This is a genomic window from Staphylococcus lloydii (genome assembly GCF_015775975.1).
GTDB classification, from domain to species: Bacteria; Bacillota; Bacilli; order Staphylococcales; family Staphylococcaceae; genus Staphylococcus; species Staphylococcus lloydii.
In genome coordinates, this window is sequence record NZ_CP064056.1 from 938,787 (window position 1) to 961,654 (window position 22,868).

Sequence of the window (22,868 nt, forward strand, 5' to 3'; positions counted from 1 at the left end):
AGGCAACCTAAGTAAAATAAAAAAGCTAAAACTCTAGTTAAGAGTTTTAGCTTTAGTTACTGCATTTTAAAATTTATTTACGTACTAAGAAACGTGCATCAACATCATTAAATGATTTTTCGCCAGCTTCTTGTCTGATGTTACCAAAAGGCATTTGAGCCATTAAGTTCCAGTTTTTAGGTATATCAAATGCATCAGCTACTGCTGTGTCAACTAATGGATTGTAGTGTTGTAATGAAGCACCGATACCTTCAGTACTTAATGCTGTCCATACTGCAAATTGATGCATGGCATTTGTTTGTGTAGACCAAATTGAGAAGTTTTCTGCATAATTTGGCATTTGATTTTGTAATCCTTCAATAACTTCTTCATCTTCATAAAATAAAATCGTACCGTAAGAGTGTTTAAAGTTATCAATTTTATCAGCAGTGGGTTGGAAGTCTCTATCTGGACCCATTTTGTTTTTAATTGTTTCTTTAGCAATTTCCCAGAATTTATCGTTGTTATCATTTAGTAATAATACGATACGTGTAGACTGTGAGTTGAAAGAAGAAGGTACATGTTTAATAGTATGTTCGATAATTTCTTCTAATTGTTTATCTGAAATTGAAATCTCTTGTTCTAAATTATAAATCGTACGTCTGTTTTCTACTGCATTTTGGAATGAAGATAAATTACTTTTATTACTTTTAAAAATTCCCATTGTTTTTAGCTCCTTAGTTTATATTTACTATATATACTTAGTATAATAAATATATCAGAGAAAGTAAATAATGTTTTACATTAATTCCTAATTATATTAATATTACTTTGCAATTTCTGAATAAAGATGAAAATTAACGTTATTTCTAATATACTAATAATAAATAAACTAAAAAGGTAGGTGAGTGATTAAGTTGAAATATAATAAGCGTAAAAAATTAATGACTTCAAGTGTTGCATTATGCTTAAGTGTATCAATGTTCACTTCACCTATACACGGTGCAACAGAGTCATTATCAACTAACACTAATGAAAGTAACGAGACGACAGATAGTGAAGCTAACAATGAAGAAGTATCTACATTTTCAACAGATAATGAATCACAACAAGCAGATAATAATAACGAAAATGAAGATGCTAATAATTCGACTAACAATAACAAAGAAAATAATAGTAAAACACAAGACGATATAAATAATAATACGACAGAAAATAATACGGATAATAATTCATCTGACAGTTCGCAAGATGATACTACTAACAATCAAGATAATAAAGAAGATAATTCAGATGACAACGACAATACATCAGAAGATAAGAAACAAGACGATGCTCAAAATAATAAAGACCCAAAAGATTTTCCGGCAAAAGATGAAGATCATACCGATGATAGTGGCACTACAAAAGGTGGTGGCTCTGGGGGCGGTTCTGGTAACGGCGCGCCGACGAATAATAACTCTGAAGGTAATGGTACAGGAAACGGAAGTAATACCAATAATACAGGTGGTAATACAAATGGCACTAATGGGAGCTATTATCCTAACCCTGGCAATAATACAGGAAATTATTCTGCGCCAAATCAATATGGCGGTTCTGGAGGTGGCGGCCCTCAAAACCAACAACCAAACAATAATGGTGGCATGAATAGTAACCAAACTAACAATAATTCAAATAATAACCAATCCTATTATCATTATAGTTGGCAAACAGGTTCAGGATATAATGCCAACAATACTAAACCAAATAATAATCAATATTATAATGGTGCCAATAATAATCACACTTATCGTAATGATAATAAAAATAACTCTTACAATGTGGATAATAACAGACCACAAGTGAATAGAAATCAAAATAATAATCAGCACTATTATTATTGGAATAATAATAACAATAATCAAACTCCTAAAAATAACAATAGCGTTAATAACCAAAACAACTTTGCTAACAAAACGGATAATTATAATAATGAAGCGCAAACTAACAATCAACATAATGATGATAACGTTATGAATAAGTTCCAAAAAGTAGCGCCGGGTTCGTTTAAATATAATCCATATGTTGTCAGCCAAGTGAAAAGTTTAGACAAAGATAAGCAACGCGTTTCTGAAAATCAAATTGATCAAGTGGTATCTAAAAAATCTTTTGATGATAATTCATATTTAAATGCGTTACAACGAGGAACTAATTATTTTAAATTCCAATATTTTAATCCAATTAAATTTGACACATATTACAAAAATTTAGACAAACAAGTCTTGGCTTTAATCACGGGTGAGATAGGTTCTATGCCTGATTTAAAATCACCAAAAGAAAATAAATCTCAAGGCTCATATGAGTATGAAAAAAGTGATGAGAACGAATTAACTACGACTAAAAAAGAGAGTGCAGCACAAGACAATAATTTGAAATTTGAACGTGCTTTATTTGCTTTAATAGCTACTATGGTTATTATTTTTGTTGGCACTATTATTGCATATTTCGTCAAAGTAACTAGAGATAGATATTTTAATAGAAAGAAACCTCTTAAATAATCCAAATAGCGGATTATTTAAGAGGTTTTTTTAATTAATAAAATGAACAATAAATGAAGTTGCATCTTGCATTTCTTTAATTTTTTCAGGTCCGACCAATACTTGAATAATTACTACTAGACCATTTTGAAATACGTGAATGAGTATAGGGACCCAAATACGCTTAGTGTAAGCATAAAATCCAGCAAAAATTAAGCCCATCCCAAAATAAATAATAAAGAAAGAAGGGTCACTATGTGCTAAAGCAAATAGTGTTGCACTAACTACGCCAGCAATAATAAATTTTAAAGTTTTATTGCCTTTGATGATATTGTACAATTCGCCAAAGATAACTTTACGGAAGACATATTCTTCGAGAATAGGGCCGACTACAGAAATTAAGATGATAAATAGTGGCACTTTCCTAGCGATTTCCATAATTCTTTCAGTATTGGGGCTTTGTTTTGGTGCACCCAAAACGTATATATTAATAGCACCAGCAATGACTTGGTAAATCATAACTATGAAAAAACCAACAATTGCCCATAGGACAATATATCTTTTACGCTCTTTGGTTTGTAACTCTAATTTAGTTGGATTAGCTATTGTATTATGTAAAAATGTAATTATAATAGCTGCAAGAATAAATAAGATAACTTGGCTAAAAATTATTGCATACGCCTGTGATTTGTTACTAAAACTATTGAAAACACCTGCAGCTTTTAAAATAATAGGACCAACTTGTGCAAGTCCATAAAGAACTAAGGTGAATATGGATACCCATAAACGTGACATTGTGAACCTCCAAAAATATTAATATAATCCATTTTAGCTTAAATAGCTAAGCTATACAAAATAAATCATAATGAAATACTTTTCGCTTGAAATATTGACCAATTTTGATTATTATAAAAATTGTATTAGCACTCTAGATAGATAAGTGCTAAATGTTATGAAACATAAGGAGGAACAATTAATGTTAAAACCATTAGGTAACCGAGTAATTATTGAAAAAGTGGAACAAGAACAAACAACAAAAAGTGGTATTGTCTTAACAGATAGCGCTAAAGAAAAATCAAATGAAGGAAAAATAATTGCAGTTGGTGCAGGCCGTTTACTAGAAAATGGTACACGAGTTGCTCCTGAAGTAAAAGAAGGCGATAACGTTGTATTCCAACAATATGCGGGTACAGAAGTTAAACGCGGTGATGATACTTATTTAATTTTAAATGAAGATGACATTTTAGCTGTTATTGAATAATAGAAAATTTGAAGCATAAATATAAGAATGACAACACGGAGGTTTAATAAATTATGGCAAAAGACTTGAAATTCTCAGAAGACGCACGTCAAGCAATGTTACGTGGTGTCGATAAGCTAGCAAATGCAGTAAAAGTAACGATTGGTCCAAAAGGCCGAAATGTGGTACTTGATAAAGAATATACTTCACCATTAATCACTAACGACGGTGTTACGATTGCTAAAGAAATAGAACTAGAAGATCCATATGAAAATATGGGTGCGAAATTAGTTCAAGAAGTAGCTAATAAGACAAATGAAATTGCAGGTGACGGTACGACGACTGCAACAGTGTTAGCACAAGCGATGATTCAAGAAGGCTTGAAAAACGTTACAAGTGGTGCGAACCCTGTAGGTATTAGACAAGGAATCGACAAAGCCGTTGAAGTTGCAATCGAAGCATTACACGGTATCTCTCAAAAAGTCGAAAATAAAAACGAAATTGCGCAAGTAGGTTCTATTTCTGCTGCTGATGAAGAAATTGGTAAATATATTTCTGAAGCAATGGAAAAAGTTGGTAACGATGGGGTTATTACGATCGAAGAATCTAATGGTTTTAATACTGAATTAGAAGTTGTTGAAGGTATGCAATTTGATAGAGGTTACCAATCTCCATATATGGTAACTGATTCAGATAAAATGGTAGCAGAATTAGAAAATCCATATATTTTAATTACAGACAAAAAGATTTCTTCATTCCAAGATGTTTTACCTTTATTAGAACAAGTCGTGCAATCTAACCGTCCAATTTTAATTGTTGCAGATGAAGTTGAAGGTGACGCACTTACAAATATCGTACTTAACTGTATGAGAGGTACATTCACTGCTGTAGCAGTTAAAGCACCAGGATTTGGTGATCGTCGTAAAGCAATGTTAGAAGACTTAGCAATCTTAACAGGTGCACAAGTTATTACTGATGACCTTGGTTTAGAACTTAAAGAAGCATCATTAGACATGTTAGGTACTGCTAGCAAAGCAGAAATTACTAAAGACAACACAACTGTCGTTAATGGTGACGGAGACCAAAACAGTATTGATGCTCGTGTAAGCCAAATCAAATCACAAATCGAAGAAACTGATTCAGAATTTGATAAAGAAAAATTACAAGAACGTTTAGCTAAATTAGCAGGTGGCGTTGCAGTTATTCGTGTAGGTGCTGCGAGTGAAACTGAACTTAAAGAACGTAAATTACGTATTGAAGATGCATTAAACTCTACTAGAGCAGCGGTAGAAGAAGGCATTGTAGCAGGTGGCGGTACAGCATTTATGAACATTTATGATAAAGTTAATGCTATTGAAGCTGAAGGCGACATTGCGACTGGTATTAATATTGTCTTAAAAGCATTAGAATCACCGGTAAGACAAATTGCTGAAAATGCTGGTCTTGAAGGCTCAATTATTGTTGAAAGACTTAAAAACGCTGAAGTAGGTGTTGGATATAATGCAGCTACAAATGAATGGGTAAACATGCTTGATGCAGGTGTTGTTGATCCAACAAAAGTAACGCGTTCTTCATTACAACACGCAGCAAGTGTCGCAGCAATGTTCTTAACAACTGAAGCGGTTGTAGCGAACATTCCTGATAAAGATGACAACGACCCACAACAAGGCATGGGCGGCATGCCAGGTATGATGTAAAATAACTTACGAACAATGATATAACAGCATTTCATATTGTTATAAGGTTATAAAATTTTAAAGCAATTCTTTTGAGACGTTTTCCATAAGTTGACTGAACTTTTGGGAAGCGTCTTTTTTATATGGATCCGGGATTTTAAAGTAGATGTTCAGATTGGCTGTTATATTTCGTTCTTGTATTTCTCTAAATCAATGCATAAACGTTAGAGTTTAACTATAGTTTACGAATCTTGAAGTGTGAGTATTAGTATTTTGAATAAATTGTAATTAATGATAGTGTGAATAATTAATTACAATTAGTGGAGGAGCATATAAATGATTAGAGAACAATACCAAGCGTCATATAATTTATTGAAACAACATTTAAAAGATATTGATGAAAAGAAAGCTACATTTCAACCCGATACTTCTAATAACAATATTAAGTGGCAATTAGGTCATATAATATTACTGAATGACTTTTTAATATTTGAAACAATTAATGGAGAAAAGGCGTTAGCGCAACCTGCTGCAAAATATTTCCTATGGGGGACTTCTCCAAACGACTTTGATGGGGGCGAACCATCTTTTGATGAATTAAAATTATTATTAGATAATCAATTCGATAAAATATTCAATGCTTTAGAAGAACAATTAACAAAGACTAGAGAAGAACCAATTGAACTTAAAAATATAGACGTTTATATGGAGGATTTTAACCAGTCTATTCACTTTGCAATTTTGCATATTAATCGACACTTTGGCCAAATTGTCTTATTAAAATCTATGATTGATAATTTAGATTAAAAATGAATCATATGCGATCATATTAAAATAAAAAGACGCCCTTAAAGTAATCATTACTTTAGAGCGCGTCTTTTTATGCATTTCATGTTTAGTTTAAATTTTAATAGTTTTTATATTTCCGTTTTTGCTTTAACTTATTTACGACTTATATACAGAGGCATAACCTAATTAGAACTGCAAAGGTAGCTCTAAATGATTTGTAGTAATAATATACCGACTACTATTAATAACAATAACGAGCCTATTAGCCAGTATAAATTATTTGAGTTGCGACCGTAGTAACTTAGAAAATATTTATATGTGTTAAAAATTACTAATATAAAGCTTAATACCAATAATATTGATAATAGTAAAATCATTACATTACCTCCCCAAATTTATATGTAGGGCAAACTCGAAAATGACTCATAGCATGTCGATAAGTTTAAGCTTATATATTTCGTTTTTATTGTACTATACTAAAACGAATTTCATAAACTAAATGGCAAAACTTTCTAGCAGCATAGAAGGGCGTACATATATTATTAATCGTCGTTTTTATCGATACTTTTCATTTATTTCAGATATTAACATAATAGGTTTTTGATTTAATTAAAATTATGATTATTGAAATTTACAAAAATATAAACTCTATAAAAGGTAAAATAAAGTTATTTGATGTAGAATTGGATTAGTAAGTTAGTATTATTTAAAATTACTAATTAAAGAAAGGACGATGACGAGGTTATGACGAAAAAAACAGTTTTTGATGTAATCGATATGGGTGTGAATTATCTAGTATCTGTTTATGATAAATGGGGAGTAGAAGAGGTTCTTGATAATCAAAATGAGGTATTTCCAAACACATTACATTGGCAATATGGTCATGTGTTAACTATTTTCGAATCAGCCTTATCATTATGTGAACAAAATGAAGTAGATATTGCATTATATTCAAGTTTATTTGGCTATGGTTCTAGTCCTAAAGATTGGAACGATGCAGACGTGCCATCTATTGATGAAATCATTAACAATATTAAAACCTTACCTGACCGTGCTAGAAATTTAACTGACGTTCAATTAGAACAAGAATTGTCTGAGACAATTGCTGGTTGTAATACATTAGACGAATTACTCACTTTAAATGCAATTCATATTCCATTGCATGCAGGTAAAATCGAAGAAATGACAAGAGTTTTAAAATCAGAAAGATAAAAAACAAGCGCTTAATGGTCTATAGCCATTAAGCGCTTGTGCTATATTATTTAAGCATTTTGTAAATCTTTTATTGCTTTATCAATAGCATCAAATACATGAGGGATATCGTCTTTTTCTACGCAACTAAACGCTATACGAATATCAGTATCGTTAAGTGCGATAATGCCAATAGAATATTGCTCGATAAGATGTACACGTAATTGTTCTGGGTCAACACCATGAACTTTTAAAGCCATAAAATAACCAGAGTTAAAATCATATGGTTGCCAAGATGTTGCGTATTTTTCATCATAGACTACTTCTTTAGTTACTTTGTAACGTGCTTCCAATACATCTATATTATGCTGAATTTCTTGATCAAATTTTTCGTTATTTTCTAAAACGTATTTGATAGCACTTTGGGATGGCATTGGACCACTCGATATATTACTTCTTATAAGTCCTTTTACTTTGGCTTCTAATACTGATTTTGAAATTTCATCATGTAATCCGAAAGTTAGGAAACCAACACGTAACCCCCAAGCGAAAAATTCTTTTGTAGCACCGTCTAAACGAATAGGTAATAAATTATCTAATTGTAAGTTTGTTAATGGTGTAAATAATGATTGAGTAAATACATCTTCATAGAACAAACCATAATAAGCATCGTCAACGACAGCTATAACGTTAGTGCCTCTTTGTGCTAAGTTTTTAATCGCTTCTACGATAGTTTTAGCTTCGTCTTTAGTAGGCGTATAACCAGTTGGGTTATTAGGGTAGTTAAGAATTAAAATAACTTTTTCTTGATTGTAATTGTCTAACGTTTCTACTAATGATTTTGTAGAATAATGACCTTCATCATCAAAGATTGAATAAGTCTGTATTTCAGCTGCATGTCTTGTCGAATAGACTAATTTATAATTACCCCAGTTGTGTTTTGGTAAAAGGATAGTGTCTTGGCTATCAACGAATAAATCTCCAACAAGTGATAAACCATGCGTTAAAGCATTCGTTAATATAGGGCGGCTCATTGATGTTTGTGATAAATCAGGATTCTCTTTTAACATCTTTTGTTGCCATAAGTCACGTAATGGTTCTATACCTTGAGGTGGAGCATAAGGGAATATATCGTCAGGTTCTAAATGATTAAACACATCACTTAAAGTATCAGCATACATTTTACTATTTTTATAGGTAGCCATACCGATTGTAGCATTATATTGTGTTGATTTAGCTTCAGCGGATTGTGATAAGATACCTTTTGGATAATACATTAATTTACCAAGATCAGATAACATATCCGCGATTTCTGGCTTTGCATTAGATAATTGTTCATTTAAGTCTAAAGCTAAAGGATTCATGTTGGACTCAACCTCTCTTTTACTATTTCATTCTCATTACTTATATTATCTTGAAATGAATTAAAGTTAAAGTCTTCACACTATTTAATTCAAAAAAATAGAATTTATAGATAAAAATACGAACATACGTTCTGTTTTTTATGTTAGAATATGGATAGGCCATCGAAATCCTGCATGTCAAATTTTGTAGGAGGTGTAGTATATGACGTGGTGGCAAGATGCAATGGCAACTTTATTATCAGGGAGTGTGCTAGTTGTTTTTCGAGTTTGGTTAGAAAACAAATGGAAAGATAAGTAGTGGCCTTGCACAAAAAACCCCAAGTCTGGCGCAATCAGACTTGGGGTTTGTGTAGTATAATCTGTGGATACATTTTTAGTGTAGCATTACTTCTATGCTAGTGCAAACAATTAATTTGCTATAAGTTTTAATGTACACTTTTTAAATTATGTATCTTTTTATTCATTAGTAATACTTGTTAACGGTTGTTTTCAAGTTATACAATAATGTTATTCTTTAATATATAATTTTTAATTAATTAAGAAATGCTATAGAGAGTTGGTAACAGTGTGAAGTTTTTGGGTCGGTATAATAAAAGTTGGTTGCCTTATATATTGATAGTCATTCTATTACATGTTGTGGGTTTTAGCGCTTTATGGATAATGGGGAAAGCACATCCGATTATAGTAGGTATGGGTCTTCTGGCATATACTTTAGGTTTAAGGCACGCCTTTGACGCAGACCATATCGCTGCGATTGATAATACAGTGCGTAAGCTAATTCAACAACGTAAAAATCCAATAGGGGTAGGGTTTTATTTTTCAATTGGTCATTCGTCTGTGGTGTTCCTCATGGCTGTGTTATTAGGAATTTCAGTAAAATGGGCAAAGCAAGAATTACCACATTTTCAAGATATAGGTGGTACAGTAGGCACCATTGTGTCAGGTACATTCTTATTGTTAATTGGCATTTTGAATCTAATTATTTTAGTGTCGTTAATTAAATTATTTATAAAGCTACGTCATCAATATATTGAGAATGAAAAAATTGATGAGTTATTAGCGGCTAGAGGGTTTATAACAAGATTTGTTGGACCGTATTTCAAACTCATTAGCAAAAGTTGGCATGTTTTACCATTAGGATTTTTATTTGGTCTTGGTTTTGATACGGCAAGTGAGATTGCCTTATTAGCTTTATCTTCTGGTGCTTCACAACAAGCATTGCCATTTATAGGCATTTTAGCGTTACCTATTTTATTTGCAGCGGGTATGAGTTTACTGGATACATTAGATGGAATAATGATGAAATCAGCTTATAATTGGGCATTCTTAAATCCAATAAGAAAGATTTTCTATAATATTACAATTACAGCTATATCGGTCATTGCAGCATTAATTATTGGGAGTATAGAATTGTTGCAAATGACTGCAGATAAATTACATTTAAATAATGCCTTTTGGTCTAATGTGCAAGCAATTAAATTTGATTATTTAGGTTATATTTTAGTTGTATTATTTATTATTGCATGGCTAATTTCTACATTAGTTTGGAAAATCGGCAATTTTGAAAATAATTGGTCAAAATAATTATTAGTTCAGTTTTTATACGCGATAGTTATTGATTAGTGTACTAGCTGGTCATTTACTAAATTTTAAAAAAGATGTTATTTTTGATAAAATGTAAGTGACCGAGGTGAGTAAAGTGAAGCATCTAACTAAAATATTTGTCATCATTGCTATTGTAGTCTTTATAGCTGGTTTTTATTTACAAGCTACTGGCAATGAATCTTCAGGGATAAAATTGCTTATAGCTGCAATTCTATTTATGATTTGTGCTTTTATAAATAGAAGAAATGATCGACTTAAAGAACGAAATAAAAAGTAAATTTAGTGCTAATGGTATAGAAGATATGACTTCTGTATTACTAGCACTATTTTTTATGATAGTATGTAGTTCTAGTTAAACTTCATATTTAAAATGTATGTTGTTCTATTAATTTTTAAATAAATTTTAATTGTACATTTGAAATTATTGAGATTTAATCTATAATAGTGAACTGTGTTAAATACTAAATCATTGTGTCGAGGAGGAACTTATGAAGCTGCAGGATATAACTAAAACCTATGGTAGTAACAATGTCTTAGATCATATTGAATTTGATTTTGAAGACAGTAAAATTGTAGGTTTAATAGGTAAAAACGGCGTTGGTAAAACAACTTTAATGAAAGTTATGAATGGTAATATTATTAATTACAAAGGTAAAGTTGATATTGCCAGAGATGAAAATATAGGTTATTTAATCGAACATCCAAAGTTATATAACAACAAATCAGGTCTTTATAACTTGAAATTATTTGCTCAAGTTTTAGGTAAAGGGTTTGATAAACAATATGCCAATCGCATAATAGATGCATTTGGTATGCGTGAATATATTAAGAAAAAAGTTAAAAAATATTCGATGGGTATGAAACAGAAACTTGCAATCGCAGTTTCTTTAATGAATAAACCAAAGTATTTAATATTGGATGAACCAACGAACGGTATGGATCCAGATGGCTCAATTGATGTGTTGACTACGATCCAATCCTTAGTAAATGATTTAGATATGAAAATTCTTATCTCTAGTCATAAATTAGAAGATATCGAGTTGATTTGTGATAGAGCAATATTTTTAAGAGATGGGCATTTTGTTCAAGACGTTAATATGAAGCAGGGTACTACTTCTGATTCTACTGTAGTAAAAGTAGAAGCTGCAGACTTTGAAAAAACTCTATCTTATATTAGTGACCATAGTGATTTCATTCAGTCAGACCAAACTACTAATGAAATTATATTAAAAGTACAAAATAGTTATCAGTCATTATTAAAAGGTTTAGCGAGTATTGATGTTTATCCAACTTATATTGAAACACGTAAGAGCTCGCTACGTGATACTTACTTTAATATCAACCAGAGAGGTGGCCAATAATGAACAGTATTCAATTGGTAAAGTATGACATCTATAGTATTTTGAAAAGTCCACTTACATATTTGGCAATTGTCTTAACTTATCTTGCATTAGGTGGTATGACAGCGTTATTTATGCAACAACTAGATAAAGTTAACGGTAATGCTATTTTATCTATTGGTAGTTGGTTTTTCTCAATCGTTGGTTTACTATTTGTAATAAAAACAATTACTCGTGATATTTCACAAGGGACAATTCAATTATTTATGAATAAAAAAGGTAGCCGAATTGGTTACTTAATAGCAAAAGTTATTTCTATTGTTTTGATTGCTATAATCATGACAGCTTTATTAACTGTTTTTGTCTTAGTAGTTCAAAATATATGTGACGGCAAAAATGTAGAAACAAACAAGTTTTTCGAACTATTAGTTTTTTACATTGTGTTCCATCTGTTTTATGGCGTACTGTTATATTTATTCTCATTAATTGTGCCTAAAACGGCATTGATTTTCACATTAGGAATAATTTTAGTATTTATCGTACCTTTTGCTGAACCATTTATCCCTATGATTCCTAAAATAGGTGACAATATTCAAGATTCTCTTAAATATATACCGTTTAGTTATTTAACTGACAAAACGACTTCTGGAAATTATACTTTTACTCATTGGCAGTGGTTTATCTCTAGTGCGTCAATTATAGTATTATTTGTTATCAATCTATTTTACGTTGCTAAAAAAGATATTTAACAGTTTCAACTAATAGGAGAAAAGGCCCGTTAGATTAACTAATCTAACGGGCCTTTTAATTGTTATTATGCGCTAAAGATGATATTATGCGTCACGCATATCAATACTAGGTTACTTATGAAGTAACTGTTCTACTATTGAGTCATAAACTGCTTTCCATAATTGGGAATCAGTTTTATAACGGTTAGCGATAATAGCGTGAACTTCATTTGATTTTTCTTCAAAAGAAGGATCATCTTTTGAAGGTAAATGCGCTCGACTTTCTTCAACAAATTTTTGTGCTTGTCTTGCACGCGGTCCCCACACCGTTTCTTGTTGATAGTCGTCATTTAAAAAGACGAAAATTGGAATGCTACGTGCAGTTCCATTCGTTAAATATTGGTCGATTAAATTCGTATCGTCATCACGGTGGAAAACACGTACCTCTAAGTTTAACTGTTCAGTAATATTTTTTAATATAGGGAGATTCATCATGGCATCTCCGCACCAATCTTCCGTTATAACTAATACTTTACTATAATTTAATGACTTAATTTTTGTTAGTCTATCATCGTCTTCTGGTAGTGAAAATGATTTATAAATCGTAATTAAATCTTCTTTATTTTCACTCATTTGATCAATGTAGTCATTGAGTGGTTGACTATCATTAAAATAAGTTTTCAAGTTTGTCATTATGTAACCCCCTTTAGATATTGATGTTATTATAGCAAATTAATATATTATGGGGAATTAATTAAACTTTTAAAAAATAACGTTTTAAATTTACGAATTAGGCTGAGAGATGCAACTAAAAATGGGCTATGCTATATTAAAATTATAAGGTCGGAGTGTGAAATATTGATGAACAAAAATTTATATATCAAAATAATGATATTTATAATTTTTCTTGTTCTGAGTGTCGTTGGCTTAGTAATAGGGCAACATATAAAAGACGAAAAATCTACCGATTTATCATCGTTTGAAATAGATGGTATGGCTGTAGGTAATCAATTTCAACAATCAGGATATGAAAAGAATAGTAAAATAAAACTTGATAGATTTACTTTTTACAACAAAGTAAATCATCCTAATTTGGTAGTTAAAGTTTCTAAGAAATCTAATAAAGTAATAGGTATTACTTTAACTGAAGATCAAGACATTAAAACAATCGATAACTTACATATTAATGATTCGTTTAAAGTGCTTAAACATAAGTTAGGTTGTAAATTTACCGAACGTAAAGTGGGTAAAGGATATAAACTGATTATTTATGTAGACAAAGCGCATCGTATCAAATTATCAGCGGTTATTAAGAACGAAAAAATTAAAAAGTTTGAGCTTTTTAAACAATAATAGCCTTTTTAATTAACTAGCAACTATACTTTTTAGTAAGATAAGCATAGTCAATATAATCTAAAATTAAACGGCGGTTGGTATGTTATGGATAAAATTACTTTTTTGAATGAACTCGAACAAGAACTCAATCATTTACCTAGAAAAGATAGGGATAAAAAAATGTATGAGTATGAAGAGTATTTTTTTGAAGAAGAACAAAAAGGTAAAAATGAATATCAAATTATGGGTGAATTAGAGTCACCAAAAATAATTGGAAAAGAAATCATGGCACAAAATGCTATTAGCTACGCTGAGTATAGAACAAACGCGCAAACTATCTTTAAAGCAATTATGGCTTCATTAGGTATGGGCATTGTCTCATTACTTATTATTTTGATTCCTATGATTTTTGTGGCCTTTTTTATGTTTATATTGTTATTAATCGCTTTGTTATTTTTTATTTCACCAGTTTTACTTATTGTACATGGGTTAATTAATGGCAACATAAGTTTAGCTGTCAGTAATTATTTATTTGCCTTTTCATACTCAGGGTTAGGTATCATGTTATTTGTATTAATTTTAAAACTAGCCGAGTTAGTCTATCGTATTATTTTAAAATATTTACGCTGGAACATAAAAAATATTAAGGGAAGTGCAGTTAAATGAAGAAGCTATTCATCAGTGGATTGGTTTTATTTGTCATTTGTTTTTCACTGGCATGCATTTCCTGGTTCACATTTGAAAAGCAAGATAATAAAACGAATAAAGCACATGAAAATATTGACCATAAAACGATTAATTCTTTAAATGTAAATACGAAATTTGCGAAAGTTAATGTAAAACATGGTAAACGTTTATCAATCAGTTATAAAGGTACGAAAGATATTAAAATTGATAAGCACAATGGCCATTTAAAAATTAGCGAAATAAATAATAATGAAGACCATTACGGTTTAAATTTTAACCCATTTAGAAAAATGGATAGTGAATTAACTATTACAGTGCCTAAGCAGCAAGAAAAATCATTAAACATGAATTTAAATTCGGAAACAATTCATATTAGCGACTTAAATTTAGGTAAAGTTAATATTAAAACGACTTATAATGGTGGCGACGGTTTATACGTGAAGCATACGCAGTTCGAAAACTTAAAATTCCGTTCGAAATCTGCGCCGGTATATATACGTGATTGTGTCATAAAAAATAGTGATATTAAAACAACTAGAGAAATTAATGTAAAAAATTCATTATTAAAAAGTGCGCTGTTATTATCCAAACGTAGCAACATTAAATTGACGCATATGAAAAGCACTTCTGACATTAAAGCATCGACTAACGAAGGTAATATTCTCATGTCTTATGCAACGAAACCTAAAGATACTTTGCTAAAATTAAATCCTGATGATGGTAAAGTACAAGTAGATAATAAATATTTTAAAAACGGTAAAGTTGGCAATAGCGACAATGTCTTAGAATTCTATACGAATTCTGGTAATATCCATATTAAATAATATAAAACACTCCTTTCAAAGCACACATTAGCGTAGCGTAGTGCTTTAAAAGGAGTGTTTTTAATTTCGTTGACTAGAGAAGCGTTTTAATTAATATGTGGCAAAGGTTAGCTCTGTATCTATGTGACCTGTGAAATTTTGCAGCTCAAGTGATTGACCGTCTAACCAATGTTGGAAATTAAAGCGTGTTGGTTGATTATTTTCACCTAAAGCAATCCAAGCCGACATGGACTGTGGTTCATACACACTAGTATGTATTGTTCCAGACCAACTATTAAATAATTTGCTATAGATTTCGTTATTAGGGTTATTAAAAAGTTTAAACGCATCATATTTTGAGAATTGCTCTGGTGAATGGGCAATGAGTCTATCTAAGCGATCTGACGATTCTTTTGTATAGTTTCTATTTTCGTGTGTGAGCAATTTGAAATGATTCGTACATGTTTTATCATATCTAACATCTATAGCTCTAGGTGTTACTTCAACAATAGCGTGATTTAAATTTTTATCCATCACAATATAACTGAAAGAACTTCTATGGGGCAATGATTTTAATAATTGGATTGCTTCAGGTACGTCCTTACAATATTCTAAGACTAAACGTCCAATCATATAACAGACGAAGCCGTCACCAGGATGTTTACGATGCATAAAATTATAAGCCATAACTAATCCTGCTTCGTTCATACCATCCATACGGCCTGTAACGCGTGAAGTAGGGCCAATTTGTGCTAAACCACCATCATTTGGTTGGAATAACAAATAACGTGCATCGTATGTTGCCGGATGGTAATCATAGTTTCTAACCATATAATCATTGCCAAGAAAGACAGTACAACCACTATTTTTTAATGGTGTAAAACGATAGTGTGCAAAATTTAATAGCATTTGGCGAGTAGGTAAATTTAATACTTCTTGCATACCCATAATTTCTTCCCATATGTGTGGCGCATAAAGTTGGAATATATTATATGTTTCTTTTATATTGATATCAAAGCGTGGCATACGCTTACGCCATTCTTGCTCTCTATTTTTTAAGAGTGGGGTTTGTTGCATCCATTGGGCAGTTTTCACTCCCAAATCAAAATGAGAACCTCTATGAGTCATTATGTCTGATTTTACATCTTGCATGATTAACTACGCTCCAATCGTTACTTGATATGACAAAATTGTAACTTTAATGTAATTTTATATTAATTGCAATTATTTATAGTTGTGTAATATGATGAACTTAACATCAATGATAAATTATTTATTAACTCTTTGAGGTGATATTATGAGAAATTATTATGATGCAGTTAAATCAGCAGTTGCAACTTGGTGGAATAACTAAAGTTTATTAATAGCAAACGGCTACTTTTATAGTAGTCGTTTTTGTTATGTCCTAATCAATAATAATATCGCTATTTTTCAATTTATGATATTATGTAAATGCTAAGTAAAGTATTCGATATGATACCTTAACAGAAATATACTTTTAATAGTTTAAGCATATCATAGAAGGTTATGTTTTTTTACTAGAATATATATTCTAATAATGGGTATACTTTTATTGATGCTTTTAAGTATGCTATCATTAATGATAGTGATGTTAATAAATTATTGAGGTGAATCAGAATGTTGAATTTTATTAAAGGTTTAATCAAATTTGTACTTGGTACAATCTTAACTGTATCACTTTTAGCTGGTGTTGGTGCAGTAGTATTTGCTTATATTTTCAAAAAAGACTTTGAAGATATTGAAAGTAAAACAAAAGAAATTGTATCAGATATTGAAGCTAATAATTAATTATAAAAATAGAACACGTAATGTGTTCTATTTTTTTATATCAATTTAGTGCGTCTGTGAAATTATACGCATTAGGCATTGTTACGGGTATTCGATTAAGTTTAATATAGCTAATTAAACTATGCAATATGTTACTTATTAGTACTATAGTTGTTGTATCTTCGTGACATCGAATAGTGAAATTTTAATCTCTTCACCATCATTATGTGTGATGCCAGTCAGATACATATTTATCATATCGATATGTTTAATCGTTAACGATAATGATTTGAGCCAACCTTCTTGATAATACTCAAGTTGAACTGGCCGGTTGTTATGCAAAGACTGGTGCAAATGAATATTTAAGTCGTTTAATTGATCGTCCGATAAGATAGGGCGGTCAATTTTATTTTGATCAATGATATAGTTTTGAATTGTTTCGAACTGTTCGGGTAACGTGGCAAAGGGGGCCCATTTAACCATGCCTCTACCCATAGGAATATCTTTAGATAGATATTCTCTCGGAATCTTTCTATAATCGGTTTCTTTTTTATATTTATCTGGAATCATAGAATCACCTCACTACAATAATAGAACATGTGTTCGTATAATTGCAAGTGCTTTTATAGAATAGTACAAAGAAATATTGAAGCAACGCTTGATATGACGATAAATTAAAATACTAGCAACAAAAATAAGGTCGAGTCATCTAAATATGACTCGACCTGAATGCTATATTATTTAAAAATTATGAGTGTTAAGTATAAACCTACTAAAGTAATGAATAATACCGGTAGAGTAATTACAATCCCAGTTTTAAAGTAAGTTCCCCATGATATTTTAATTCCTTTATTAGTAAGTACGTGCAACCATAGCAATGTCGCTAATGAACCAATAGGTGTAATTTTAGGTCCTAAATCTGAACCTATAACATTTGCGTAAATCATACCTTCTTTAACCATATGAGTAACGTCTGCTTGATTAATGGCAAGTGCATCGATTAATACAGTTGGAAGATTATTCATGATGGATGATAAGAACGCAGAAATGAATCCAGTACCTATAATGCTTAAAAATAAATTATGGTCAGAAATAAATGTTAATACATTACCTAATAAATGGGTGATTCCTACATTTTTCAAACCAAAGACGACAAGATACATACCGATGGAAAAAATAACGATATTCCATGGCGCTTCTTTTAATATCTTTTTAGTATGAACCGCCTGCGATTTACGTGCTAATAAAATGAAAATAACAGCCACAAATATCGCAATAAATGAAACAGGTATGTGCACAAACTCACTAATTAAATAACCAGCAAGTAAAAATACTAATGCTATCCAAGAAATTTTAAACAGACGATAATCTTTAATAGCAGAGCGCGGGTTTTGAACTTGTTGTACATCGAATTGAAGCGGTATCGAACGTTTGAAGTAAAGCCATAAGATGAATATGCTTGCTAACAACGCACTTAAATCAGGCAGAATCATGTGGCTAAAATACGTCATGAAAGAAATATTAAAATAATCTGCAGACACGATATTAACTAAGTTACTAATCGTAAAAGGTAATGAAGTGGCATCCGCAATAAATCCACTTGCAATAACAAATGGGAATATTACTTTTTTATTAAAACCTAATGTACGTACGATCGCTAAAACAATGGGTGTTAAAATAAGTGCGGCCCCATCGTTGGCAAAAAAAGCAGCTACAACTGCACCTAGTAACATAATATAGATAAACATTTTAATACCATTGCCACGCGATGCTTTAACCATATAGATAGCCGACCATTCAAAAAAACCAACAGCATCTAAAATTAAAGAGATTAGAATAAGTGCTACAAAAGTTAACGTAGCATTCCAAACAATTTGTGTTACTTCAATAACATCTGTGAAATTCACAACACCAGTTAATAGAGCAAGACTAGCGCCAATAACAGCGCTAATACCTATATCTAGCCCTTTAGGTTGCCAAATAACTAAGACTAGGGTTAGGACAAAAATGATGATTGCCAAAAATGTCATAATTAGATTCACCCGTTTTCGTGGTTTTAATAGTGCAGAGGCACCGACAAATTTTAAAAACATGAACATGAAAATATAACGATGCAATTTAACCTACATAGATTAACATCGAAACCTTAATTTGTCTATTTGTCAGTAATGTACAATGGTTACTTTAACGGGGCTAATTTAAATAGCTAAGTATGTAATTTAATTAATTGTTATTCTGTGTTAACTTTAATAAAATGAAGTTATATCGATAATGGAGGGGTTTTCATGACAACAATAGGTTATGTTGGTTCATATACTAAAAAAGAAGGAAAAGGCATTTACCGTTTTGAGTTAGATGAAGCATCAGGTAAAATTGCTACAATAGAAACTGGATATGAAGTTGAAGCTTCTACATACCTAGCTCAATATAACTCATATTTATATGCCATTACGCGAGAAGGAGACGATTGCGGCATTGCAAGTTTCAAAATTGGTGATAATGGTGAGTTAACTTTAATAAATAAATGTCTTGAATCTACTGCTGGAACAGGTTGTTATGTGTCAGTTTCTCCAAACGGCCAATTTTTATTTGAATCTGTTTATGGAGCAGGATTAGCTCGTATATATGAATTAGACACGACGACAGGAAAAGTAATCAAACTGATACAAGAATTACAACACACTTATCCAGTAGGACCTAGTGACAGACAAGAGCATCCACATGTACATTTATTAGATACGACGCCTGATAATTATGTAGTTGCTATGGACCTAGGAACTGATAGAGTAGTGACTTATCAATATGGAGAACAGGGATTAACAGAATATGCTGTGACTGAATTTAAACCAGCTGATGGTCCTCGTCACATCACATTTCACGATAATAATCATTATGCTTATGTCGTACATGAATTATCAAATATTGTCAGTGTCGTGAGTTATAAAGATGGTAAGTTTAAAGAAGTCGAAAGACATAGTACAATACCTGAAGATTTTACCGGAGATACAAAATTAGCTGGGGTCAGACTTTCTCACGATCAACAGTTTTTATATATAAGTAATAGAGGACATGACAGTATAGCAATTTTTAAAGTATCAACTGATGGGTCTTCTCTTGAATTAGTTAACATTACACATAGTGGTGGAGAGTTCCCACGTGACTTTAATATAACGAATTCAGACGATTTTCTTGTTTGTGCACACCAAGAAGGTGACTATGCATTAACAGTATTTAGTAGAGATAAAAATACTGGGGAATTAACTCAAGTCGATAACCAAGCCGAAGCGGCAGAAGGTGTATGCGTTAAATTTTTACAATGAGTAGTTGAACCGTAAAAATAATATTCATATAAAAAAGAGCAACTCAATATGAGCTGCTCTTTTTAGTTACTATTTATTAAAGAACGTTTTAATATATTTAAATTTACCTTTATACGGAGGAAAAATAACGCTAGATTCTAAACGTGTAGTTTTGAAAATATACGACTTATCGTGACTAAACGTATCGAAACTGTATTTGCCATGATATTGGCCGATACCAGAGTTTCCAACGCCACCAAATGGTAAATTTGGATTAGCAATGTGCATCAATGTATCGTTGATCGCGCCTCCACCAAATGAAAGTTCGTTTAATACGCGTTCTGTCGCATTTTCATCTTCACTAAATAAATATAAACTAAGTGGTTTAGGTTTGGATTGAATTAATGCTAAGGCTTCATCCAAATCTTCATAAGTCACAATTGGTAATAACGGACCAAAAATTTCCTCTTGCATTATTTCGGAATCAAGGTCCACATTATCTATAATTGTTGGTGCAACATATAAAGTGTCTTTATTTGTAGTACCACCAAAAACAATATTTTGTTGTTGCTCTGTTAACAATTTCGTAAGCCTTGAAAAATGACGCTCATTAACAATACGGCCAAAATCTTCAGAACGTTGTACATCTTTACCATAAAATTCAGAGATTGTAGCTTTAAGCGCGCTAATTAAATCATCTTTAATCGATTTCTTTACTAATAAGTAGTCGGGTGCTATACAAGTCTGACCAGCATTTGTGAATTTTCCAAAACAAATGCGTTCACTTGTGACTTTAATATTGGCAGATTCATCTACAATAACAGGGGATTTTCCACCTAATTCTAATGTTACTGGCGTTAAATTGTTGCTGGCAGCTTGATATACAGAACGACCAACGTTTTCACTACCAGTAAAGAAAATATAATCAAAAGGTAAGGCTGTAAGTTGTTTCGTCGTTTCTGCTTCGCCTTCAATAACAGCCACATATTCAGGGTTGAACACTGCTTCAATAATTTTACGCAACACTTTAGTAACATGTGGTGTGAATTCAGACGGTTTAATAATAGCCGTATTACCTGCAGCAATTGCACCTATGAGTGGTTCAATCACTAATTGAAGAGGGTAATTAAACGGTCCAATGATTAATACGGTACCGTATGGTTCTTTCATAATGTAACTTTTAGCAGGAAACATAAATAAAGGTGTATTCACTTGTTTGCGTTTAGTCCAATTTTTAAGTTCTTTGCGTGCTAACTTAATATTTTTCAAAACGAAACCAATTTCAGTAGCAAATGCCTCAACTTTGTTTTTGCCTAAATCAGCATTAAAAGCTTCTAATAACTCTGTTTCGTAATTCTTTATACTTTTACTCAAGTTTTTTAATTGTTGCTTACGAAACTTAACATCTTTCGTTGCTTGTGTTTTAAAATATTGTCTACTTTGCTCAAAAGTTTGTTCGACCGAGTTCAAAGTCATTCCTCCCGTATGGAAATAAAATAGCACGTATAAATTTATAAAAACTGGGACATTGCAATGCCCCAGTTATCATTTAAAGTATAAACAAGTATCAACTTGATTAGCTCAATACGTCAGTAATTTGTGGTACGACTTGTTTTTTTCTTGAAACGACACCAGGTAAAAAGGCAGTACCATTTTCAAGTGTAACATTAAATGCTTCTCCAACTTTATCTTTATCGTCGCCGATAACTAAAATTTTAGAGTCGCTATTAATAATGTCTGTAACTAAAAGTACGAATAAATCATAATTTCCTTCGTTATTTGCCGCTAACATTGCAGTCTCAAGTTCGCCATGTCTGTCGAATACTTCGTCTATATCTACAGTATTGACTTGACCAATACGTGTAACATGGTTACCCATGTTAAATGATTTGGCATCTAACGATAATAATTCTTCGGCACTTTTATCTACCGTTGAAGCACCTGCTTTTAACATTTCTAAACCATATGATTCTAAATCAATATTAGCGATAGATTTTAATGCTTCTGCAGCAGCTACATCTTCTTCAGTACAAGTTGGAGATTTGAATAATAAACTGTCAGAAATAATTGCAGAAATCATTAATCCAGCAATTTCTGGTTTAATTTCAAAGCCACGTTCTTGGTACATTTTGTATAAAATCGTTGCTGTACAACCAACTGGTTCAGCACGATAGTATAATGGAGCAGCAGTTTCGAAATTAGCAATTCTATGGTGATCAATAACGTGTTGGATTGTTGCGTCCGCAATAGTGTCAGCACTTTGTTGGAACTCATTATGGTCAACAAGAATAACGTTTTGATCTGCTAAATTATCATTAAGTAACTCAGGTGCCTCAACTTTGAAATAATCTAAAGCGTATTGAGTTTCTGGTCCAACTTCGCCTAAGCGAAATGCTTGTGCTTCGTTGTTTCCAGTTTGAGCTTCAAAATCTGACATGATAATAGCTGATGAAATAGCATCAGTATCTGGATTTTTGTGTCCGAAAATATAAGTTTTAGCCATAAATCAATTCTCCTTAAAAAGTAGT

24 protein-coding genes and 1 pseudogene are annotated in these 22,868 nt (G+C 31.5%); 15 read left to right on the forward strand and 10 right to left on the reverse strand.

What is annotated here, in order from left to right; genetic code table 11:
- Nucleotides 1-73 precede the first annotated feature (73 nt).
- Nucleotides 74-703 carry a nitroreductase family protein gene (locus tag ISP08_RS04450; RefSeq protein ID WP_195719495.1) on the reverse strand — a complete coding sequence of 210 codons (630 nt, stop codon included), beginning with the start codon at nt 701-703 and terminating at the stop codon, nt 74-76.
- A gap of 193 nt (nt 704-896) precedes the next feature.
- Here ISP08_RS04450 and ISP08_RS04455 point away from each other — a divergent pair, with 193 nt between their 5' ends.
- Nucleotides 897-2,516, forward strand: coding sequence for an SdrH family protein (locus ISP08_RS04455; RefSeq protein ID WP_195719494.1), 1,620 nt, complete (start codon nt 897-899; stop codon nt 2,514-2,516).
- A gap of 30 nt (nt 2,517-2,546) precedes the next feature.
- Here ISP08_RS04455 and mroQ read toward each other — a convergent pair whose 3' ends face one another.
- The gene (mroQ, locus tag ISP08_RS04460; protein WP_195719493.1) at nt 2,547-3,290 is read right to left on the reverse strand and encodes an intramembrane glutamic endopeptidase MroQ; all 744 of its coding nucleotides are present in this window, start codon (nt 3,288-3,290) and stop codon (nt 2,547-2,549) included.
- Nucleotides 3,291-3,471: 181 nt separating this feature from the next.
- Here mroQ and groES point away from each other — a divergent pair, with 181 nt between their 5' ends.
- Nucleotides 3,472-3,756, forward strand: coding sequence for a co-chaperone GroES (gene groES, locus ISP08_RS04465; protein ID WP_048793290.1), 285 nt, complete (start codon nt 3,472-3,474; stop codon nt 3,754-3,756).
- A gap of 53 nt (nt 3,757-3,809) precedes the next feature.
- Nucleotides 3,810-5,432 (forward strand): chaperonin GroEL, encoded by a 1,623-nt coding sequence (groL, locus tag ISP08_RS04470; RefSeq protein ID WP_195719492.1) that lies wholly within the window; start codon nt 3,810-3,812, stop codon nt 5,430-5,432.
- Nucleotides 5,433-5,489: 57 nt separating this feature from the next.
- On the opposite strand, the pseudogene ISP08_RS04475 reads toward groL, so the two are convergent.
- Nucleotides 5,490-5,618: pseudogene (locus ISP08_RS04475) on the reverse strand (site-specific integrase); the annotation flags it as partial.
- Nucleotides 5,619-5,747: 129 nt separating this feature from the next.
- Between ISP08_RS04475 and ISP08_RS04480 the strand changes: the two are divergent.
- On the forward strand, nt 5,748-6,218 hold the full coding sequence (locus ISP08_RS04480; RefSeq protein ID WP_195719491.1) for a DinB family protein: 471 nt from the start codon (nt 5,748-5,750) through the stop codon (nt 6,216-6,218).
- A 726-nt stretch (nt 6,219-6,944) separates the two neighbouring features.
- Complete coding sequence (locus tag ISP08_RS04485) at nt 6,945-7,412, forward strand: bacillithiol transferase BstA (protein ID WP_195719490.1); 468 nt, start codon at nt 6,945-6,947, stop codon at nt 7,410-7,412.
- 50 nt (nt 7,413-7,462) lie between these two features.
- Here the strand turns inward: ISP08_RS04485 and ISP08_RS04490 are convergent, their stop codons facing one another.
- A complete protein-coding gene (locus ISP08_RS04490) occupies nt 7,463-8,755 on the reverse strand; it encodes an aminotransferase class I/II-fold pyridoxal phosphate-dependent enzyme (protein ID WP_195719489.1) in 1,293 nt (430 codons plus the stop codon).
- Nucleotides 8,756-8,957: 202 nt separating this feature from the next.
- On the opposite strand from ISP08_RS04490, the gene ISP08_RS13020 reads away from it, so the two are divergent.
- The 5 genes from ISP08_RS13020 (at nt 8,958) to pmtD (ending at nt 12,449) form a co-directional block, all read left to right on the forward strand.
- On the forward strand, nt 8,958-9,053 hold the full coding sequence (locus ISP08_RS13020; protein WP_394372063.1) for a Trp-rich small protein: 96 nt from the start codon (nt 8,958-8,960) through the stop codon (nt 9,051-9,053).
- Nucleotides 9,054-9,322: 269 nt separating this feature from the next.
- Nucleotides 9,323-10,339 (forward strand): HoxN/HupN/NixA family nickel/cobalt transporter, encoded by a 1,017-nt coding sequence (locus ISP08_RS04495; protein ID WP_195719488.1) that lies wholly within the window; start codon nt 9,323-9,325, stop codon nt 10,337-10,339.
- 115 nt (nt 10,340-10,454) lie between these two features.
- Complete coding sequence (locus tag ISP08_RS04500; RefSeq protein ID WP_048793284.1) at nt 10,455-10,637, forward strand: SE1626 family protein; 183 nt, start codon at nt 10,455-10,457, stop codon at nt 10,635-10,637.
- Between the two features lie 211 nt (nt 10,638-10,848).
- Nucleotides 10,849-11,721 (forward strand): phenol-soluble modulin export ABC transporter ATP-binding protein PmtC, encoded by an 873-nt coding sequence (gene pmtC, locus ISP08_RS04505; RefSeq protein ID WP_195719487.1) that lies wholly within the window; start codon nt 10,849-10,851, stop codon nt 11,719-11,721.
- Nucleotides 11,721-12,449 (forward strand): phenol-soluble modulin export ABC transporter permease subunit PmtD, encoded by a 729-nt coding sequence (gene pmtD, locus ISP08_RS04510; protein WP_195719486.1) that lies wholly within the window; start codon nt 11,721-11,723, stop codon nt 12,447-12,449. The genes pmtC and pmtD overlap by 1 nt, the downstream gene beginning before the upstream one ends.
- A 111-nt stretch (nt 12,450-12,560) precedes the next feature.
- Here pmtD and ISP08_RS04515 read toward each other — a convergent pair whose 3' ends face one another.
- Nucleotides 12,561-13,121 carry a thioredoxin family protein gene (locus ISP08_RS04515; protein ID WP_195719485.1) on the reverse strand — a complete coding sequence of 187 codons (561 nt, stop codon included), beginning with the start codon at nt 13,119-13,121 and terminating at the stop codon, nt 12,561-12,563.
- Nucleotides 13,122-13,286: 165 nt separating this feature from the next.
- Here ISP08_RS04515 and ISP08_RS04520 point away from each other — a divergent pair, with 165 nt between their 5' ends.
- From ISP08_RS04520 to ISP08_RS04530, 3 genes are all read left to right on the forward strand, one after another.
- On the forward strand, nt 13,287-13,781 hold the full coding sequence (locus ISP08_RS04520; RefSeq protein WP_208456869.1) for a hypothetical protein: 495 nt from the start codon (nt 13,287-13,289) through the stop codon (nt 13,779-13,781).
- An 87-nt stretch (nt 13,782-13,868) separates the two neighbouring features.
- Complete coding sequence (locus ISP08_RS04525; RefSeq protein WP_048793279.1) at nt 13,869-14,429, forward strand: HAAS signaling domain-containing protein; 561 nt, start codon at nt 13,869-13,871, stop codon at nt 14,427-14,429.
- Nucleotides 14,426-15,274, forward strand: coding sequence for a DUF4097 family beta strand repeat-containing protein (locus ISP08_RS04530; protein WP_195719483.1), 849 nt, complete (start codon nt 14,426-14,428; stop codon nt 15,272-15,274). Before ISP08_RS04525 ends, ISP08_RS04530 begins: the two co-directional genes overlap by 4 nt.
- Before the next feature lie 90 nt (nt 15,275-15,364).
- Here ISP08_RS04530 and ISP08_RS04535 read toward each other — a convergent pair whose 3' ends face one another.
- On the reverse strand, nt 15,365-16,405 hold the full coding sequence (locus ISP08_RS04535; protein ID WP_195719482.1) for a C45 family autoproteolytic acyltransferase/hydrolase: 1,041 nt from the start codon (nt 16,403-16,405) through the stop codon (nt 15,365-15,367).
- A gap of 486 nt (nt 16,406-16,891) precedes the next feature.
- Here ISP08_RS04535 and ISP08_RS04540 point away from each other — a divergent pair, with 486 nt between their 5' ends.
- Nucleotides 16,892-17,062 (forward strand): hypothetical protein, encoded by a 171-nt coding sequence (locus tag ISP08_RS04540; RefSeq protein ID WP_103295289.1) that lies wholly within the window; start codon nt 16,892-16,894, stop codon nt 17,060-17,062.
- Between the two features lie 144 nt (nt 17,063-17,206).
- Here the strand turns inward: ISP08_RS04540 and ISP08_RS04545 are convergent, their stop codons facing one another.
- Nucleotides 17,207-17,611, reverse strand: a complete 405-nt coding sequence (locus tag ISP08_RS04545) for a YolD-like family protein (protein WP_048793276.1) — start codon at nt 17,609-17,611, stop codon at nt 17,207-17,209.
- Nucleotides 17,612-17,778: 167 nt separating this feature from the next.
- Nucleotides 17,779-19,071: an arsenic transporter gene (locus ISP08_RS04550; protein WP_195719481.1), complete on the reverse strand. Its 1,293-nt coding sequence runs from the start codon at nt 19,069-19,071 to the stop codon at nt 17,779-17,781.
- A gap of 255 nt (nt 19,072-19,326) precedes the next feature.
- Here ISP08_RS04550 and pglS point away from each other — a divergent pair, with 255 nt between their 5' ends.
- Nucleotides 19,327-20,361, forward strand: a complete 1,035-nt coding sequence (gene pglS / locus ISP08_RS04555) for a 6-phosphogluconolactonase (protein WP_195719480.1) — start codon at nt 19,327-19,329, stop codon at nt 20,359-20,361.
- Between the two features lie 69 nt (nt 20,362-20,430).
- Here pglS and ISP08_RS04560 read toward each other — a convergent pair whose 3' ends face one another.
- Both ISP08_RS04560 and ISP08_RS04565 read right to left on the reverse strand, forming a co-directional pair.
- Entirely contained in the window at nt 20,431-21,810 is a 1,380-nt protein-coding gene (locus ISP08_RS04560) for an aldehyde dehydrogenase (RefSeq protein ID WP_195719479.1), read from the reverse strand.
- A gap of 106 nt (nt 21,811-21,916) precedes the next feature.
- Nucleotides 21,917-22,843, reverse strand: coding sequence for a manganese-dependent inorganic pyrophosphatase (locus ISP08_RS04565; RefSeq protein ID WP_195719478.1), 927 nt, complete (start codon nt 22,841-22,843; stop codon nt 21,917-21,919).
- Nucleotides 22,844-22,868: the final 25 nt, after the last annotated feature.